The organism is Marinobacter sp. HL-58 (genome assembly GCF_001314605.1).
Taxonomy (GTDB): domain Bacteria; phylum Pseudomonadota; class Gammaproteobacteria; order Pseudomonadales; family Oleiphilaceae; genus Marinobacter.
Map to the genome: position 1 here is coordinate 40,561 of NZ_LIHP01000001.1, position 14,384 is coordinate 54,944.

General features: G+C 58.7%; 13 protein-coding genes. 8 read left to right on the forward strand and 5 right to left on the reverse strand.

Annotated elements, in window-relative coordinates; translation table 11 throughout:
* Positions 1-179: 179 nt before the first annotated feature.
* The 5 genes from HLUCCO03_RS00180 to HLUCCO03_RS00200 all read left to right on the forward strand — a co-directional run bounded on the left by HLUCCO03_RS00180 (position 180) and on the right by HLUCCO03_RS00200 (position 6,327).
* The gene (locus HLUCCO03_RS00180) at positions 180-401 is read left to right on the forward strand and encodes a hypothetical protein (protein WP_027829929.1); all 222 of its coding nucleotides are present in this window, start codon (positions 180-182) and stop codon (positions 399-401) included.
* A gap of 180 nt (positions 402-581) precedes the next feature.
* Positions 582-1,610 (forward strand): lipase secretion chaperone, encoded by a 1,029-nt coding sequence (locus tag HLUCCO03_RS00185; RefSeq protein WP_027829928.1) that lies wholly within the window; start codon positions 582-584, stop codon positions 1,608-1,610.
* A 150-nt stretch (positions 1,611-1,760) separates the two neighbouring features.
* On the forward strand, positions 1,761-2,777 hold the full coding sequence (gene hemB, locus HLUCCO03_RS00190; protein WP_027829927.1) for a porphobilinogen synthase: 1,017 nt from the start codon (positions 1,761-1,763) through the stop codon (positions 2,775-2,777).
* A gap of 59 nt (positions 2,778-2,836) precedes the next feature.
* Positions 2,837-4,975 (forward strand): polyphosphate kinase 1, encoded by a 2,139-nt coding sequence (ppk1, locus tag HLUCCO03_RS00195; protein ID WP_027829926.1) that lies wholly within the window; start codon positions 2,837-2,839, stop codon positions 4,973-4,975.
* Between the two features lie 59 nt (positions 4,976-5,034).
* Positions 5,035-6,327, forward strand: a complete 1,293-nt coding sequence (locus HLUCCO03_RS00200) for a DUF945 family protein (RefSeq protein WP_292016579.1) — start codon at positions 5,035-5,037, stop codon at positions 6,325-6,327.
* 49 nt (positions 6,328-6,376) lie between these two features.
* On the opposite strand, the gene coaD is transcribed toward HLUCCO03_RS00200, so the two are convergent.
* The 4 genes from coaD to HLUCCO03_RS00220 all read right to left on the reverse strand — a co-directional run bounded on the left by coaD (position 6,377) and on the right by HLUCCO03_RS00220 (position 11,072).
* Entirely contained in the window at positions 6,377-6,859 is a 483-nt protein-coding gene (gene coaD, locus HLUCCO03_RS00205) for a pantetheine-phosphate adenylyltransferase (RefSeq protein ID WP_027829924.1), read from the reverse strand.
* A gap of 274 nt (positions 6,860-7,133) precedes the next feature.
* Complete coding sequence (locus tag HLUCCO03_RS00210) at positions 7,134-8,726, reverse strand: GMC family oxidoreductase (RefSeq protein ID WP_027829923.1); 1,593 nt, start codon at positions 8,724-8,726, stop codon at positions 7,134-7,136.
* Between the two features lie 29 nt (positions 8,727-8,755).
* The gene (locus HLUCCO03_RS00215; protein ID WP_027829922.1) at positions 8,756-9,400 is read right to left on the reverse strand and encodes a hypothetical protein; all 645 of its coding nucleotides are present in this window, start codon (positions 9,398-9,400) and stop codon (positions 8,756-8,758) included.
* Between the two features lie 226 nt (positions 9,401-9,626).
* On the reverse strand, positions 9,627-11,072 hold the full coding sequence (locus HLUCCO03_RS00220) for a coniferyl aldehyde dehydrogenase (protein ID WP_027829921.1): 1,446 nt from the start codon (positions 11,070-11,072) through the stop codon (positions 9,627-9,629).
* Between the two features lie 212 nt (positions 11,073-11,284).
* Here HLUCCO03_RS00220 and HLUCCO03_RS00225 point away from each other — a divergent pair, with 212 nt between their 5' ends.
* A complete protein-coding gene (locus HLUCCO03_RS00225; RefSeq protein WP_027829920.1) occupies positions 11,285-11,974 on the forward strand; it encodes a TetR/AcrR family transcriptional regulator in 690 nt (229 codons plus the stop codon).
* 163 nt (positions 11,975-12,137) lie between these two features.
* Here HLUCCO03_RS00225 and yihA read toward each other — a convergent pair whose 3' ends face one another.
* Positions 12,138-12,776, reverse strand: coding sequence for a ribosome biogenesis GTP-binding protein YihA/YsxC (gene yihA, locus HLUCCO03_RS00230; RefSeq protein WP_027829919.1), 639 nt, complete (start codon positions 12,774-12,776; stop codon positions 12,138-12,140).
* Positions 12,777-12,950: 174 nt separating this feature from the next.
* On the opposite strand from yihA, the gene HLUCCO03_RS00235 reads away from it, so the two are divergent.
* Positions 12,951-13,559: a c-type cytochrome gene (locus tag HLUCCO03_RS00235; protein WP_027829918.1), complete on the forward strand. Its 609-nt coding sequence runs from the start codon at positions 12,951-12,953 to the stop codon at positions 13,557-13,559.
* Positions 13,560-13,700: 141 nt separating this feature from the next.
* Positions 13,701-14,339 (forward strand): thiol:disulfide interchange protein DsbA/DsbL, encoded by a 639-nt coding sequence (locus tag HLUCCO03_RS00240; RefSeq protein WP_027829917.1) that lies wholly within the window; start codon positions 13,701-13,703, stop codon positions 14,337-14,339.
* The last annotated feature ends 45 nt before the right edge of the window (positions 14,340-14,384 follow it).

Consider the following 14,384-nt stretch of genomic DNA (forward strand, 5'->3'; position numbering starts at 1 on the left):
GCGCTGTGGAATCTGTTACAAAAAATTACAAAAAAAGCATTCTGGCGAAATGGCGTTGCAACCGAAAGCAGATTATAAAGACGCCAAGACGGGCAGTAAGGTAGGCCCGCCGAGACGGAGCCGCCCGCCGGAACAGGCTTGGTGCGCTCGTTGTGCTGTTTTCGTTGATGGAGGAAATCATGAGCGAATTCGACGAAAGCAATCTGGAGCAATCCGGTAGCTGGACACAAGACAGCGACGATACACATTCCATCGCCGGCCGGGCACGTATTCGCGCCCAGCTCCAGCAGGACATTGAATCGTTTCTGAGCCAGGGCGGCAAAATTCAGGAAGTTGATACGGCATTCCGTTCGGATTCCCCCCGAAAAGTGGATGTCGGTTTCAATAATCGCTCCCTCTGAGTTTTCCGGGCGGCAGCTTTCTGGCTGTCGCCCGTCAAGTTCCGATGTTTTGTAATTGTTTTTGAAACTGGTCTCACCCCAGCACTCTTCGTTCCTTTATGCTGCCCCTGGCAGGATAGCCGTTTTTTAGCTTCATAACTGCTATTCAGGCCGCATTTCATCGGTAAACAGGCAGCATCCATGAGTCGATTTCTCCGCTTTGCCACCCTGGTACTTCTTGCCGTGGCCGCCGTATCGGCGGGTACGGTTGTTTATTTCAGTGATCAACCCGAGGCATCCGGTAATCGTGCTGCTGCCGTTGATGCCAATGCCGCGCCCGCACTTGCGGATGGCATGGGGCAGCAGAATGAGTCGCCATCAGAACTGGTTGGCAACGCAGATAACCCGGTGCCGGATGAACTGCCGGCCTCACTGGAGGGAACGAGCCTGCCAGGCGGCTGGGCGAAAACGGACAGTCATGGCTCACTGATACCCACACCGCAATTGCGGCAGTTATTTGAATACTACCTGGCAGCGCTCGGTGAGGAGACTCTGCCCCAGCTGATTGCCCGTATAGAGCAGGCGCTTGCCCGCCTTGATGAACCCGCCCGTTCCGAGGCGATGGACATTCTGGGGAACTATCTGGACTACAAGCTGGCTCTGGGTGACCTGGAAGCCAGCTACGACAATTCGGCAGCCCTGAGTGCCGAGGAAATGCAGCAGCAAATGGCCGAGATCCGGGCTTTACGGCGAAGCTGGATGGATGCCCGAACCGCCGATGCCTTTTTTGCCAGTGACGAGGCGGTGGACCAGTTTCAGGTTGAACAGTTGCGGATAAGAACCGATGAGTCGCTCTCCGATGAGCAGCGGGAGCAGGCCCTCGCGAAGGCTGAGCAGTCACTGCCTGAACCCCTGCGCGAGGCGCGCCGGGAAACCCGCAAGTTTGCGGATTACCAGCAGGCCCGCACGGAGTTTGCTGATGACCCGGAGGCCCTGCGCGCCTGGCGTGAAGAACGTTTTGGTGAAGAGGCCTCCCGGCAACTGGAAGCGGCCGAAGCAGAACAGCAGGCGTGGGAACAGAAATGGCAGGCGTACAGTGAGGAGCTTGCCGGCCTGGAAGACCTGGGGGTTTCCGGTCCGGAGCGGGAGGCCGCCATTGACTCGCTCAGGGATGAGTACTTCGAGGGCGCCGAAAAGCTGCGTGCGGAAGCCCTGGATTCCATCCGGTAATATTCCGGTCATCCGGCCATGGTAGCCTGAACCTGTGGATCAGCGGCGGGCCCTGCCACCGCCGCTTGCGGGCGTGTATGATGGGGGCATAGAGGTGTCGGTGCCCATCCGGTTCTGACAGCCGCCCCATATGTCCACAGGAGGTATTCCGTGAGCGCTTTGGCAAACCGTGTTTTCCCTGCCACCCGTCTGCGTCGCAACCGGGCAGACAGTTTTTCCCGCCGGCTGGTGCGGGAGCATCAGCTCAGTGCCGATAACCTGATTTTTCCGGTATTCGTACTGGAGGGTGACGGCCAGCGGGAAGCGGTACCTTCCATGCCCGGCGTTGAGCGGCTGAGCATTGATTTGCTGGTCGAGCAGGCCACGGAGCTGGTTGACCTGGGTATTCCGGCAGTCGCCCTGTTTCCGGTGGTGCCGGCGGAATACAAGAACCTGTCCGGCTCGGGGGCCTGGGATTCCAATGGCCTGGCCCAGCGTGCCGTGCGAGCTCTGAAAGAAAAGCACCCCGACCTGGGAATCATAACCGACGTTGCCCTGGACCCGTTCACCACCCATGGTCAGGACGGCATCATCGATAACGACGGCTATGTGCTGAATGATGTCACCGTCGAGGCACTGGTGAACCAGGCACTGTCCCATGCGGATGCCGGTGCGGACATTGTGGCGCCGTCTGACATGATGGACGGACGAGTGGCGGCTATCCGGGACGCCCTGGAGTCCGCCGGCTATGTGAATACACGGATTCTGGCCTATTCTGCAAAATATGCATCGAGCTATTACGGGCCGTTCCGGGATGCGGTCGGTTCGGCCGGAAACCTGGGCAAGGGTAACAAGGCAACGTATCAGATGGACCCGGCCAACAGTGATGAAGCGCTGCAGGAAGTGGCCATGGATATTGCCGAAGGTGCCGACATGGTGATGATCAAACCCGGCATGCCCTATCTGGATATCGTCCACCGGGTAAAGCACGAACTGCAGGTGCCTACGTTCGTTTATCAGGTCAGCGGTGAATACGCCATGCACATGGCCGCCGCGGAAAATGGCTGGCTTGATGGCGACGCGGTAATGATGGAAAGCCTGATGGCCATGCGCCGGGCCGGCGCCGACGCCATACTTACCTATTTTGCCGTCAGGGCAGCGCGGCTGATGCGCAACCGCAGCGCCTGACAGGCTACAGTCACAATCAGGGGGCCGTACCGGAACCCTGGCAATGGAAGCAGTGAACAATGAGTACTGATTCTGCAAACGATCTGAAGGCGGTTGATACCCGGAATGTGCCCGCCCCGGTGGAAGTGCCGGCACCTGGCAACGATGTTGACGTGGCCGCCCAGGAAAATTACTTCAATCGCGAGTTGAGCCAGCTTCAGTTCAATTATCGCGTGCTCAAGCAGGCTCTGGATACCACCCACCCCCTGATCAACCGGCTGATGTTCTGCTGTATTTTCAGCAGCAACATGGACGAGTTCTTCGAGATCCGCGTCGCCGGTCTGCGCCAGCAGATCAAGTATGGGCGGGAAACCCTGGGTTCCGACGGCATGATGCCGGAGCAGGTGCTGGGCGAAATCAGCCGCGTGGCGCACGAATACATCCGGGAACAGTACGACATCATCAATAACGTGCTGATCCCCGAAATGGAACAGGAGAACATCCACTTTGTGCGGCGCCGGGAGTGGACGGAGGCCCAGGCTGACTGGGTTCGTCGGTATTTCGATGAGGAAATCCTGCCGGTAGTCAGCCCGATCGGTCTTGACCCGTCACATCCGTTCCCGCGCCTGGTGAACAAGAGCCTCAACTTTATTGTCGAGCTTGATGGCAAAGACGCCTTTGGCCGGGAAACCGGCATGGCCATTGTGCCGGCACCGCGTTCGTTACCCCGCCTGGTGCGGCTTCCGGACGATGTGTGCAACGGCGGCGATAACCTGGTGTTCCTGTCGTCGATGATTCACGCCCATGCCGATGAGCTGTTCCCGGGCATGGAAGTGAAGGGATGCTACCAGTTCCGGCTGACCCGTAACGCCGACCTCGAGCTGGAAGACGACCTTGAAGACCTGGCCTCCGCCCTGCGTGGTGAGCTGCTCAGCCGGCGTTTCGGCGATGGCGTGCGGCTGGAGGTGGCAGACAACTGCCCGGAAGAGCTGGTTCACTTCCTGCTTCGTGAATTCGGTCTCACCGAGCGGGATCTTTACCAGGTTCACGGCCCGGTAAACCTTACCCGCCTGATGGCGGTTGGCGGGCTGGTGGACCGCCAGGACCTGACCTATTCCGGCTTTTCACCGTCGATTCCGCGCCAGATCCGAACCAAAGAGACCATGTTCGACGCTATCCGAAAGCGTCCTTTGCTGTTATTGCATCCCTATGAGAACTTCAGCCCGGTGATTGATCTGTTGCGACAGGCCGCCAAGGATCCCCAGGTGCTGGCCATTCGCCAGACCCTGTACCGGACCGGTGCCGACTCGGAAATCGTCGAAGCCCTGATGGATGCGGCCCGGCGCGGCAAGGAAGTGACGGCCATCATCGAGCTCAGGGCCCGGTTCAGCGAAGCAGAGAACCTGGAACTGGCAAGCCGGCTGCAGGAAGCCGGTGTGATCGTGGTCTATGGCGTGGTGGGCTACAAGACCCACGCCAAGATGATCCTGATTGTGCGCCGGGAAGAAGGTAAGCTGCGCCGTTATGTCCACCTGGGCACGGGTAACTACCATGCCGGAAATGCCCGCCTGTACACCGACTACAGTTACATGACCTGTGATGAGTCCATTGGCGATGATGTCAACAAGCTGTTCCAGCAGCTCACCGGCATGGGCAAGGCACTGAAAATCAAGAAACTGTTTCATTCCCCCTTCACCCTGCACAGCCGGTTGCTCGGGCTGGTGGACCGGGAGGCAGAGCTGGGCGAGAAAGGGCGTATCATCCTCAAGTTCAATGCCCTGACCGAGCGCGAACTGATCAAGGCATTGTACAGGGCGTCCCAGGCCGGTGTGAAAATCGACCTGATAATCCGCGGCATCTGCTGTCTTCGCCCCGAGGTGCCGGGGCTGTCGGAGAATATCCGGGTAAGATCGATCATCGGTCGTTTCCTGGAGCATACGCGGGTGTATTACTTCGGCAATAACGGCCGGCCGGAAGTCTACGGCTCCAGTGCCGATGGTATGGAGCGCAACCTGCTGAGCCGCGTGGAAACTGCCTTCCCCATCGAAGACCCGGCTCTGATCGCGAGAATGCGTGAGGACCTGGACACCTACCTGGCCGACAATTGCCAGTCATGGGTGTTGCAGCCGGATGGCAGTTACATACAGAATCAGCCGGCAGAGGGCGAGGCACGCCTGGCCTCCCAACTGGTCCTGCTTGAGCGCCTGACTGGAAACTAACATCATCTCGTGCCACCGGGTGTAGCCGGGGCACGAGCGCTGTAACGGAGAACAAGTAGTTGAAAAAACAATGGATGGTTGCTGGTGTGGCCGTGCTGGCAGTTGGTGTGGTTGCCCCCTGGGCAGTAGGCTACGTAACCGAGCAGCAGTGGCAGAGCGTTACCACGGAAGTGAACGCGGCACAGCCACTGTTTCATCTTGAAACCCGGGATTACAACCGGGGTTATCTGGGCGCTGAGTTCACCGGCACCCTGTCGGTCCAGAATCCGGATACCGGCGAGGAGCACGAGTTCGAGTACCAGGCCAGGGTCAGCCATGGCGTTACCGGCAGCCTGCTGGACTTCTCGCCCCCGGATGAGCTGGGTTCGAAGGTTGAGGAAATTTTCCCCGATGAGCCGCCGCGGCTGACTCTGGAGACGCGGCTCTGGGGTACGGCAATTGTCGAACTCACCGTGCCCGCGGTGAGCGTGATCAACGAAGAGACCGGGGAGTCTTTCGATCTGTCGGAAAGCTACGGCCGTGCGGAAATCAGCGATAACGGTTCCAGCGCTGATGTATTCATGCTCTGGCCAGGGGCGGTCATCCGCGCTCCCGATCTACGCATCAGTATCGAAGATTTCCGCCTTGAGCAGACCATGGCGCACCTGACCGGGGATGTCTGGCTGGGCGAGGGCGATATGTCATTATCCGGTTTCGAGCTGGCCGCCCGGGACGAGCCCCGGCTCAGGCTCGACGACTTTGCACTGCAAAGCGAGACCTATACTGACGATGACGGCAAGAGTATCAACTCGGAAACCCTGGTGACGCTGGAAACGATGGCGGTGGATGACGAGAGCTTTGGCCCTCATCGCATGGAATTCGTCTTCAGTGGCCTGGATGTGCAAAGCTGGGGTGACCTCACGTCGGCACTGACCGATATGCAGACAGCGGCTGTTTCCGCCTCCGGTGGTGACTCCCGTGCGGTGATGCAGCAGCAGATGGCATCCATGAACCGTATCAACCAGGCGATGCTTGGCCTTGCCGGTGAAGGGTTTTCCTTCGGTTTTCCGGAACTGACTTTCGCCACGCCTTATGGCCCGATTGAGGGGGAGATCATGGTGCAGCATCCCTCGTTGTCGGACGACGAGAAAGATCAGATGATGATGGTCATGCAGCGGCTGACGGGTAACCTGGATGTGAGCATGCCACTGGCGCTGGTGGAACAGTATCCGGACCTGGGCATGCAGGTAGCACCGCTGATCAAGGAAGGTATGGTGGAGCAGGAGGGCGACCGTTTGCGGGTTGAGGGCACCCTGGAAGACCTGGCCCTGGATATCAATGGCAACCTGATTCCGCTACCACCTCTGTTCTGATCCTCGTCTGCGTTGCTGCCCGTCTGCGGGCAGCAACGACTTCCCGCTTTTACTTCTTCCCGAACTTTTCTTTCAGTGCTGCCTCGACGGCCGGGTCGACGAACTCCGATACGTCTCCACCGAGGGAGGCGATCTCCCTTATCAGGGTGGAGGAGATGTAGGACAGGTGGTTGGCTGGTGTCAGGAACACGCTTTCCACTTCCGGCGCCAGGCGGCGGTTCATGTCGGCCAGCTGGAACTCGTATTCGAAGTCGGAGACGGCTCTCAGGCCACGGAGGATGACGGTAGCACCCTGTTCCCGTACGAAGTCTGCCAGCAGGTTGCTGAAGCCGGTAACGCTGACGTTGGGCAGGTGGGACGTGGCCTGGGCGACCAGGTCGCAGCGTTCCTGCAGGGTCAGCAGTGGTGACTTCTTGGGGTTGTAGGCGATGGCGACGACGACTTCGTCGAAGAGTCGGCCGGCGCGTTCGATGAGGTCGGTGTGGCCGTTGGTGATTGGGTCAAATGTACCCGGGTAGATGACTTTTGGCATTCGGAGCTCCTTTTCACCGCAAGCAGACAGGATAGCAGTCTTCTTCCTGAACCAAAATGTTCGGCTTTGGTGCCGGGTCTCGTGTTGGATTGCTGGCTTGGGTGTCTGTGCCGCGCGAGGAGGGCTTCCCAGGATACGCTACGAGCACATCCATGTGCGCTTGAGTAAAGCCATCCATGGCTTTACACAATCCTGGGAAGCCCTCCTCACGCGGCACTTCCAACAATGTTCCCGCCTACGAAGACTATCACTTTGGTGTCAGATGTTTTGCTTTTCAGCTCCTGAGCTTTTGCGCCAACCTCGTACTGTTCCTCGCCGCCAGGGCGTAAACCGACAACTGCGGATTCGCGCCGATGCTGGTGGGGAAGACCGAGGCGTCGTGGATGCTGAGGTTGGTGACCTGGTGGTGCTCGCCGAAGCCGTTGACCACGGATTCTTCCGGTTTGGTGCCCATGCCGCAGCCGCCCATCTGGTGGGCGGTGAACAGGCGGACGCGGTGGGGTTCCATGGGAAGTTTGTCGATGCCGGCTCTGGCGTCGGCCCAGGTGGTGTACCAGGGGGAGTCCAGGTGCATGAGACGTACGCGTTGGGCGCCGGCGGCGAACTGGATTTCGGCCATTTTGTAGAAGGCGTCCTTGAGGCCGGCCCAGAGGTAGTCGGTGACGGGGTAGTCCAGTACCGGGCTGCCGTCGTCGCGGAGGCTGACGGTGCCGCCGGGGCTGTCGGGGTGGAAGCCGTCGCGGAGCAGGGCGATGACGGAGTTCATGCGTGGCAGTTTTGACAGGTCGCTGACCTGTTGTTGGCCATGGCCGGGAACCACGCCCGCGGCCATGGCCGGGTGCAGGGGCGGGACTTCCAGTTTGAAGCCGGCCGGGCCGTCGACGCCCCGGGAGAAGTTGAATTCGTCCGAGTAGATCGACTGTGGTGCGCCGTAGTAGGGGTCGACGGTGTCCGGCATTTCCGCAATGGTGGCGTTCACCGGGTGCAGGAAGGTGCGTTTGCCGATGCGGTCGTGGGGGTCGGGTATGTCGGAGCGCAATAGCAGGCCCGGTGAGCCGATGGCGCTGGCGGCCACCACGAAATGCCGGGCTTTCAGCTCAACGGTAATGCCGGAAGGCGTTATCCCGTCGGCGGCCATGGCGGATGCCTGCAAACGGTCGATCCGGTCCTGTTTCATCACCAGCTTGTCGGCGCGCAGGCCATGGAAGAGCCGGGCGTCGTTATCCAGTGCACCGGGAATGGTGGTGGTCAGTGCTCCCTGCTTGGCATTGGTGGGGCAGCCCACGCCGCAGTAGCCCAGGTTCCAGCAGCCTTTGACATTGCGGGGGATCACCTCCCAGGACCAGCCCAGTGCCTCGCATCCCTGTCGCAGAATATCGTTGTTGACGTTGGGATCGGTCGTCCAGGGCTCGATGTTGTGGCGCTGCTCCCGGCCGTCGAACCAGGGCCTCATGGCGTCCGGGCGGAGATCATCGAGCCCGAAACGGCTGGCCCAGTGGTTCAGAGTCGGCTCCGGAGTACGGAAACTGGAGGTCCAGTTCACTGTGGTGGATCCACCCACGCAGCGGCCCTGCAGCACGGCAATCGCCCCGTCCCTGGTCACCCGGCTCATGCCCTCCTGATACAGGGACGCATAGGCATCCAGCTCGTTCATCTTGAAATCTTTCTGGTGATACAGCCGGCCCTCTTCCACCAGAATCACCGACAACCCGGCCTTCGCCAGTATCTCGGCGGTCGTGCCACCGCCGGCACCGGTGCCGATGACCACCACATCCGCTTCGTGGGTCTGGTTCTGTGTCAGGGTGGCGCCGTCAGTGACCTTCCAGCCAGCCTCAAGCCCACGGGCGATACGATCCGTTAATGACATTGATTTACTCCGATTGGCGGGTGGGTCGCTCAGGCGTTGTCTTTGAACTGGGGCAGGGCATCCATTGCCCAACGGGGCGGCCCGGGATAACCGGACAGGTGCCAGTGGTCCTCATGGCCATAGAAGGCCACGTTGCTGACCTTGGTCAGCGCAATGTAGCCGTTGTTGAACAGCCCGATACCACTGGTACGCCAGCGCTCCAGAAATGCATGGGCGGATTCGGTGCTGACGTTCTCCCAGCTGGACCAGACCCGCGCCACCGTCACTCGCGTGAGACCAAAGTTCAGCAAATCAAACAACCTCCGAAGCTCCTTCTGATTCGCCGGCCCGAACTGGTGAATACCAGCGTCGATGCGCTCAATCGTCGCCTGAATCTGCTGCCGGCGAACCACCGGCTCCTCTGTCAGCCCCGGCCCCACCATCGCGGGCAGCAGGGCCTCAAACAGCACAATGTCATCACGGGTCAGAAACCGGAATTCATAACTCTGGTCCATACCCTCCGGCATGGGGTCCAGCCGCCCAGCGGGCGCCGTCGCGCACCCGGAGAGACCAGCGGTCACGCTCACCGTGCCCAGAAACAGCGCACCACCGAGCCCCGTCCGGAGGAAGCTCCGTCGGTCCATAGCGATAGCAGGGGATTCCGTTTTCACGGAATGAGGAATCACGTCAGACATAAATCACTCTCTTGTTCTTATTGTCTTCTTTCGTGTTTTCTTTCTGCTCGCAGGCCGCGACTGAGTTCGCAGGAGCCGTTGAGGAGGGCCATCCGGGACCCTAAAAAACAGGGATGTTTTTTAGGAGCCTACATGGACGTATTAACGGCGTGTCCCGGATGGCCCTGCTCAACGGCGCCCGGCACCCAAGTCATAGGCATTAAGCCTAGCTCTGGAGCCAGATCAATCACCGAATAAACAACTTATATACCATCCGGTGGGCAGCCGTTCCGTGCGGCGCGTACACAAACTTGCCACTGTTGAACTTCTGCTTGCTGAAAATCGCCCGGTGATGGGAGAAGGTCAGGAAACCTTCCTTGCCATGGTAGTGCCCCATACCCGAGTCACCCACACCACCAAACGGCAGATCATCCTGGGCAACATGCATCAGCGCATCATTGATACACATACCCCCGGAATGGGTATTGTCCACCACATGCTCCTGCATCGACCTGTCATAGCCAAAGAAATACAGAGCCAGCGGCCGCGGGCGGTCATTGATGTAATGGATGGCCTCATCCAGATTGCCATAGCTGACCACCGGCAGAATCGGCCCGAAAATCTCATCCTGCATGATCTTCATATCCGGCGTGGTATTCAGTGCCAGCGTAATCGGCATCTTGCGAGTGCCATCCTTCATGTTCTCCCGGGCCGGATTGATCTCAATCAGCTCCGCACCCTTCTCACGGGCATCCTCAAGATACCCCTGCAGCCGGTCATACTGGCGCTCATTGATGATGGCGGTGTAATCGTCATTGTCCCGCAGGCTCGGATACATGGTCGCAAACTGGTTGCGGTACTCATCCACGAACGCCTGCACCCGGTCTGCCGGGCAGAGCACATAGTCCGGCGCCACACAGGTCTGGCCCGCATTCAGGGCCTTGCCGAAGGCAATACGCTGGGCGGCATCTTCCATGGGAACGTCCGGAGAAACGATGGCTGGTGACTTGCCGCCCAGCTCCAGGGTGACCGGTGTCAGGTTCTCGGCCGCAGCGCGCATCACCAGCTTGCCCACCGACGTGGAGCCGGTGAACAGCAGATGGTCGAAGGGCCGGCTGGAAAAGTCCGCCGCCACATCTGCCTCGCCGTTGATCACACTGACCAGATCCTCAGGAAACACCGACTCGATGATCTCCTTGAACAAAGCCGAGGTATGAGGCGTGTATTCGGACATCTTGATCATGGTGCGGTTACCGGCAGCCAGTGACGCCACCAGGGGCCCGACCGCAAGGTAAAGCGGGTAGTTCCAGGGCACGATAACACCCACGACACCCTTGGGCTGGTAGTGGACCCGGTTGCTGGCGGGCTGGAACAACACCGACACATGCCGTTTGGACGGCTTCATCCAGTCCCCGAGGTTTTTCAGGGCGTAATTGATGCCCTGGATCGACGGCATCACCTCGGCAATCAGGGACTCATCTTTCGAACGACAGCTGAAATCCCGGTCGATGGCCTCCAGCAAACGGTCCTGATTGGTCATCAGCACTCGCTTCAGGCGTTTCAGGTTCTCCTTGCGTTCTGTCTGTGAAGGCATCGGATTATTGCGGAACGCCTTTTTCTGGTCATCGAATACCCGATGGGTATGCTGGATATGTTTTTTGCTCTCGGTGAGCTGGACAACGGTGGCAACCATATCGCTCTCTCCTCGGGACGCCGGGCTGCAAGCCGGGTCGTCCTGTTCAGTGTCTGCGACCCTTGTGCAACCATGGACGGGCCGGAAATTGTGCTGGCGAAAAAGTATTCAGTTTGCGCTTGGGGCTATTATTAGAGTATATACTCTAGTGAGTCAAGGCGACCGGGTGGCGGATCGGGCCATCCTACACACAACCATGCATTGCAGAGCCTATGAAAACCCGAGACAAGATTCTTCTTTCGAGCCTGGAGCTGTTTAACGAAAGGGGTGAACGGAATATCACGACCAATCACATCGCCGGGCACCTGGCGATCTCCCCGGGTAACCTCTATTACCACTTCCGTAACAAGTCCGACATTATCTACGAGATCTTTCTCGAGTATGAAAAGCTGGTGGACTTCTATCTGGATATTCCGGAAGACCGGGCCATAACCCTGGAGGACCTGACGTTCTACCTCGAGTCGGTGTTTGACGGCCTCTGGAGCTACCGCTTCTTCCACCGGGACCTGGAATACCTGCTCGACAGCGACCGACGCCTGCGCCAGGACTATCGCGAATTCACCAACCGCTGCCTGGCGGCGATCAGCAGGATTTTCGAGAAGCTTGCGGAGGCAGGGATTATCCAGCCCCAGCCCGATGAGCTGCGTTCTGCGATGTCTCTGAATGTCTGGCTGGTGATCACCAACTGGATGGCCTTCCTGAAAACCGCCCATGCCCTGGAGGAGTCCGCCAGCCTGACCCTGAATGAACTCAAGCAGGGCATCTATCAGGTGCTGACCCTGGAAATCCCCTACCTGACACCGGAATACCGGGAGCGGGTGATGGCGTTGCGGGAAAAGTATCGCCCCCGTTTGCCCGAGGCTGCAGAGATGGAAGGTGAAGCACTCCGAAAGAAAGGGTAATTGTGGAACTTTTGATCAGTTAATGTGTCTCAATAGGTGACATCGGGAATTCGGACATTCACGGTGTCTCCTGAGTGAGTTCTCAGGTTTTAGCACGTCGCAAACCCTGACGTTTCACCGGCCTGTACATGCAGGCCGGTTTTTTTTGGCTGCAATTTGCCGGTTACAGAGTTTCCGGCACTTCCTCCTCCAGCCACTGAGTAAGGGCATCCCGCACGTCCTCAACGCCCCGTTTGGAGGTGGCAGAGAACATCACCAGGTGGTGCAGGCAATCGACACCTTCCAGCTTCTTGGCGATGTTCAGCATCGCTGTCTTGGCCTGCCCGAACTTCAGTTTGTCCGCTTTCGTGGCAAGAATCATCAGCGGCAGCTTGTTATGTTCGCACCATTCCACCATCATTTGGTCGAAATCAGTCAGCGGGTGTCGGATATCCATAACCAGAACCAGCCCGCGCAGGCAGCGACGGTCATTCAGGTAATGCCCGAGGTGCTTCTGCCAGTCATCTTTCATGTCCCGGGAAACCTTGGCATAGCCATACCCGGGCAGGTCCACCAGCCGGCAGTTTTCCCGGTTGAGGGAGAAGAAATTGATCAGGCGGGTACGCCCGGGGGTTTTACTGGTTCGCGCCAGTTTGCCGTTGGTGGTAATGCAGTTGATGGCACTGGACTTGCCGGCATTGGAGCGACCGGCAAAAGCGACTTCCGCGCCGTGGTCCGGCGGGCATTCCTCCAGGCGAGAGGCGCTGATCAGAAACCGGGCACTGTTGAAAGAGATGCTTTTTTGAGTCAGGTCAGATGACACGGGTGTTGATATTCCTATTGGATTTCAGTTATCGGGGATTAATGTATAATGCTACACCAAATCCGGGCAGCACGCTGAGCGTTGCTGCTTAACAGCCCCGGTTTGTGCCTTTCAGGCCCGTGCCTGCCGGCTGCATAACGAAGAATACTTTTGGATGAGAGAAGCGGAGCGAGCATGAAAAAACTGATCGCAGGAGTTGTTCTCGGTGTTGGCCTCATAGCGATGGCTCACGGGGCAGGAGATCCTGAAGCGGGCGAAGAGAATGCAGAGACTTGTGCCAGCTGTCACGGTAAAGGTGGTGCAAAGCCGGTGATGGGGGTTTATCCGAAGCTTTCCGGCATTGGCGAGAAGTACCTGTATCAGCAACTGGTACTGATCAAGGACAAGGACCGTGAAATTTCCGAGATGTCCGGCCTGCTGGACGATATGTCCGATCAGGATCTGCAGGATCTTGCGGCGTACTTCAACGAGCAGAAAATCAGTGTCGCCCAGGCCGACCCTGATCTGGTGGACGAAGGGAAGGCCATTTACCGGGGTGGAAATCTGGCCTCTGGCGTGCCTTCATGCGCCGGGTGTCATAGCCCCCGTGGCGCCGGTAACGAGCCTGCGGGTTATCCCAGGCTCAGTGGCCAGAGCGCCGAGTATGTCGAGAAGCAACTCAAGGCGTACCGCGACGGCGATCGCTCAGGTGGTCCGAATTCAGCCATCATGATGGATGTGGCCGCCAAGCTGACGGATGCCGAAATTGAAGCAGTGTCCAGTTATGTATCGGGTCTCAACTGACCGGTTCCGGCTGTATCGAAACCCCGCTCTGGCGGGGTTTTTTGTTGGTTGCAGCTCTTTAATCCAGCCCCGGTGGAACTTTTCAGGTCTGCTGGGTCATAATCGTCTCACATCGTCCAACCCGATAACCGGAGATAATGAATGATCGGAATAATCCGGAATGCCGCATTGTCCATTCTGGCCATGTCCTTCATGGTTCAGGCCAACGCCGCCTCCTGGGAGGAGGGTCAACACTACGAGGAGCTGGATAGCCCGGTAAGAACCGCAAGTGACAGCGGTATCGAGGTGGCAGAAGTGTTCTGGTATGGCTGCCCCCACTGCTACACGTTCAAACCGATGATCGAAAGCTGGGCCGAGGACCGTGCGGACGATGTCGACTATGTGAAGATTCCCGCCGCACTGGGCAGCTCCTGGGAGCCTCACGCCAAGGCCTTCTATGCGCTGGAAGCCATGGGTGAGCTTGATAAGGTCCACGATGAGCTTTTTGAGGCACTGGCCGGCGAGCGTCGCCCGTTGAATTCCGGTGAAGCGCTGGCAGACTTCGTATCGGATCACGGTGTGGATGCAGAAGAGTTTCTCAAGAATTACAACAGCTTTGGCGTGAACGCCAAGATGCAGCAGGCGCAGTCGAAGATTCGCGGTGCGCGGGTGACCGGTACACCGACTATGCTTGTGAATGGGAAGTACAGAATCACCGCCTCTATGGCCGGTGGCCACGAAGAGGTTCTGGAGGTTGTGGACTATCTGATCGAGCAGGAGCGTGCCGGTCAGGACGAGTAATCGCATGTGCCCGGCTAATGGTTTTTAGCCGGGCCCTGGGTCAGA